We start from the raw sequence: 3,705 nt of genomic DNA on the forward strand, positions 1-3,705 counted from the left end.
CGATGCGGGCGCGTTGAGCCGAGCGCCTTCGGCCAGGACCATTGCACGTCTCATGACCATCGGCCGCGACGACCTTTCCAAATCTGAGACCGTGACGGTTGCGGCGATTGAGGGTGGCGTGCCGCTGCTGGTTGAGGCGCGGGAAGTCATCGCCGCCTTCCAGGCCATGATCCGCAAGAAATCTCTCGCTGATCTCGATCCGTGGTTGGAACGCGCTCGATCGGGCTTGGTCGCCTCCTTCGCCAACGGTGTCGTTAGAGACCGAGCAGCCGTCAGCGCAGCGATCTCTTCACCATGGTCCAACGGCCAGACGGAGGGGCAGATCACCAAGCTCAAACTTGTGAAACGCCAGATGTACGGCCGCGGAAAAATTGATCTCCTCCAAGCCCGCGTCATCGGCGCGGGATAAAATCCATCACCACCAAAACTGCGTCAGAGCCNCGGAAAAATTGATCTCCTCCAAGCCCGCGTCATCGGCGCGGGATAAAATCCATCACCACCAAAACTGCGTCAGAGCCAATATTCAACGCCGAAACACAGCGACGAACACATCGTCGGGGGAAACGTCGCGAAAGCGCCATTGCAACAACGCTTTTGGTGCGGCTACTCTGTAACAAACCTACACATGAGATATCGCAGTCAGTAAAGCAGCCAGATCGGACTTTTTCTTCACGACGTCGGCCAATGAGTATCGATCAAATACTGCCACGAACGCCGCTGTTGCTTCCCGAAGAACGACCGGTAAGCCGCACGCAGGAGCAATGATACAACCTTCGCATACGAACAAATCGGTCAACTTTTCGGTGTGTCGCAGAATTGACCCCAGATTGATCTGGTCGGCTGGCTTCGCAAGCCGAAGGCCCCCGTTACGGCCTCTGACGGCCTCTATGAAGCCAGCGCCAGCGAGATCCTGGACAACCTTCATCAGGTGGTTCTGGGAGATGTCGTAGATATCGGCGACCTCGCGGATCGATATCTTCTCGTCTTTGGCTGCAAGGTGGATCATCACCCTCATGGCGTAGTCGCTGTAGAGCGAGAGTTTCATGGGCTTTCCTGCGACATAATGACATTCGTCAAAAATATGCATTTACTTAGCATCTTTTTGACGGCACCAATAGATGCAAATTAAATGCATCTTTTAGTGTGGGGCGGAAGCTCCTCGACTTGGAACAGAAAGGAAACTGCCATGCCTGCGCCTCTCAGTGAAAAGACCATCCTCATCGTGAAAGCCAGCGCGCCTGCGCTTGCAGTTCATGGAACCGCAATTACCAAGGCGATGTACGCCCGCTTGTTCGAAGATGCTCATATCAAAGAACTCTTCAACCATTCAAACCAGGGTGAGGGTGGGTCGCAGATTCATGCTTTGGCCGCTGCAATTGTCGCTTACGCGCAAAACATCGACAATCTTGCGCCCGTCGTTCCGGTGGTTGAGCGCATCGCCCAAAAGCATATCGGCTACAACATTCTGCCCGAGCATTACCCCTATGTCGCAACCGCGCTCCTTAGCGCCATCAAGGCGGTGCTTGGCGATGCAGCGACGCCGGAATTGATTGAGGCCTGGGCGGAAGCCTACTGGTTCCTCGCCGATCTACTCAAGGAACGCGAGGCCGTTATTCGAGACGGGCTCAATGCGGAGCAGGGCGGCTGGCAGGGCTGGCGGCCATTTGTCATTGCGGAAAAAATAGGAGAAAGCAGCGTCATCACAACGTTCATCCTGAGGCCCGCAGACGGGGGCTATGTCGTTAAGCACAAGCCTGGACAGTACCTGACACTCCGCCTGTTCCTGGTCGATGGCTCGCAGGTCAAGCGGAATTACTCGATCTCCTGCTCACCGAACAACGATTATTATCGGATCTCCGTCAAGCGGGAAGAAAGCGGCGCTGGCGGTTCACGCTTCCTGCATGACATCGCGCAGGTAGGGAACATTATAGAAGCCACTCCGCCCGCCGGCGACTTCTTTTTACCCGAACAGCCTGTGCGGCCCGTAATATTGGTGTCGGCAGGCGTTGGGCTGACGCCGATGGTAAGCATGATCGAGACGATCGGCGCCGAGTACCCTGATGTGCAAGCGTATTATGTCCATGCTGCGCTTAACAGCTCAACCCATGCAATGGACCGTCATGTGAGATCGATCGCGAAGGAGCACGGGCGCATATCCGTTGCCACTTTCTACAGCGAGCCGGCTGCGACGGATACGGCAGGTGAGACCCATGACTACGATGGCTTCATCAGCTTGGACTGGCTCAAGCACAATACACCGTTCACGACAGGAGATTTTTATCTCTGCGGTCCGAGGCCATTCCTCAAGTCTCTCGTAAACGGTCTTTGGATGGCGGGCGTGAACGCAGATCGGATCCATTTCGAATTCTTTGGTCCGGCCGATGAGCAGCTCGCGGCCTGAACTACGGCAACCGGGACCGCCGCCCCCTTGAGGCGCAATGAAAGTAACTGTCATGTTTGACGTCCACAAACGCGCAACTCCTATAATAATGTCTCTATCGTTTTTTCCAACGAATGCGTCGGCGCACGTCAAGTGGTTCGCGCCCTACATTGTTGGTGCTCCTCCTCAGCCTATCGGCCGGACGTTGTCCGATTTCTGGTTCTGGATTGGAATCGGCTTGGTGGTTGTGTTCTTTCTCCTCACCCGCCTCCTTGAACGAAGCAGATGGGGAGGTGGCGCGATCGGCGCGCTCAATCGACTGACCGCTCCGGTATGGCTGCGGCAGGACGATTATATCAGAGCCATCACTGCGGCCTTTTTTATCGCCATATTTTCTGTCGGAAATGTCTATCTTACTCCCGATTTGAAGACTCCTCATGAATGGGTTTCGTGGCTTCAGCTTGTGATAGCGTGCTGCATATTCTGGCGGGCGACCATGCCTTTGGCCGGTGTAAGCATTATCGCATTATGGGTCTTCGCGCTTCGCGATTATGAGCTCTTCCATCTTTTCGACTACCTCGCGCTTGGCCTCGGCGTGGCGGCTTATCTTGTTCTCGAACCTCTCAAAAACGAGAAGTTGCGTGCCAGACGCTTCGAAGCCTTGAGGTGGGGACTTGCCGTGGCGCTGATGTGGTCCAGCCTCGAAAAATTTGCGTTTCCAGACTGGTTCTATCCGCTTGTTCTTGAAAAGCCGTTCCTCACTTTCGGCATGCCACGCGACGTTTTCATCCCGATGGCGGGGGTAGCGGAATTCACTCTCGGTTTCGGTCTCCTGTGGACACCCTTGATACGTCGGCTTTCCGCGATCGCGCTACTGGTAATTTTCACGGCTGCTGTCTGGCCTTTCGGTCGTATCGATCTTATTGGTCACGGTCTCATCATGGCCATCCTCATCGCAGTTGCCGCGGAACAGCGATCCGGTCTCGATCTGATGACTAAGTACAAGCGCAAGCTGGTAAACGTGCCGGTCGGTCTACTCTGCGCGCTTACACTATTCTCCAGCGCGTACTGGGGATTGCATATGGCTTTCTTCGGTATCGACGGAATTACTCCAGCGTCAATCGAAGACAAAACTACACATTCTTACAGCACCGAACATCCCCACGGGCCCGGCAGACCCGCGGAGGAAGTGCCGCACAGTCACTGAAGCACGAAATCTCGGATGCGTGTCAATCGGCGTTGAATATTGGCTCTGACGCAGTTTTGGTGGTGATGGATTTTATCCCGCGCCGATGACGCGGGCTTGGAGGAGATCAATTTTTCCG

The 3,705-nt window shown here is 55.1% G+C and carries 4 protein-coding genes; 3 read left to right on the forward strand and 1 reads right to left on the reverse strand.

Going from position 1 to position 3,705, the window contains the following annotated elements; all coding sequences use genetic code 11:
• Window positions 1–409: transposase (locus AKG12_RS28920; protein WP_197283375.1), on the forward strand; the 409-nt coding region annotated here is incomplete at its 5' end.
• A gap of 210 nt (window positions 410–619) precedes the next feature.
• On the opposite strand, the gene AKG12_RS28925 is transcribed toward AKG12_RS28920, so the two are convergent.
• Entirely contained in the window at window positions 620–1,045 is a 426-nt protein-coding gene (locus tag AKG12_RS28925) for an Rrf2 family transcriptional regulator (protein WP_052821459.1), read from the reverse strand.
• A 141-nt stretch (window positions 1,046–1,186) separates the two neighbouring features.
• On the opposite strand from AKG12_RS28925, the gene hmpA reads away from it, so the two are divergent.
• Window positions 1,187–2,401 carry an NO-inducible flavohemoprotein gene (gene hmpA, locus AKG12_RS28930; protein ID WP_052821460.1) on the forward strand — a complete coding sequence of 405 codons (1,215 nt, stop codon included), beginning with the start codon at window positions 1,187–1,189 and terminating at the stop codon, window positions 2,399–2,401.
• A 37-nt stretch (window positions 2,402–2,438) separates the two neighbouring features.
• A complete protein-coding gene (locus AKG12_RS28935) occupies window positions 2,439–3,587 on the forward strand; it encodes a hypothetical protein (protein WP_237681312.1) in 1,149 nt (382 codons plus the stop codon).
• Window positions 3,588–3,705 lie beyond the last annotated feature (118 nt).

The sequence above is a fragment of the Agrobacterium sp. SUL3 genome (genome assembly GCF_001263295.1).
Classification (GTDB): Bacteria; Pseudomonadota; Alphaproteobacteria; order Rhizobiales; family Rhizobiaceae; genus Agrobacterium; species Agrobacterium tomkonis.

What these genes read in the sequence shown, in the direction of transcription:
- AKG12_RS28925 (WP_052821459.1), bottom strand. Translation starts at nt 1,045, where the DNA reads ATGAAACTCTCGCTCTACAGCGACTACGCCATGAGGGTGATGATCCAC.
- hmpA (WP_052821460.1), top strand. Translation starts at nt 1,187, where the DNA reads ATGCCTGCGCCTCTCAGTGAAAAGACCATCCTCATCGTGAAAGCCAGC.
- AKG12_RS28935 (WP_237681312.1), top strand. Translation starts at nt 2,439, where the DNA reads ATGAAAGTAACTGTCATGTTTGACGTCCACAAACGCGCAACTCCTATA.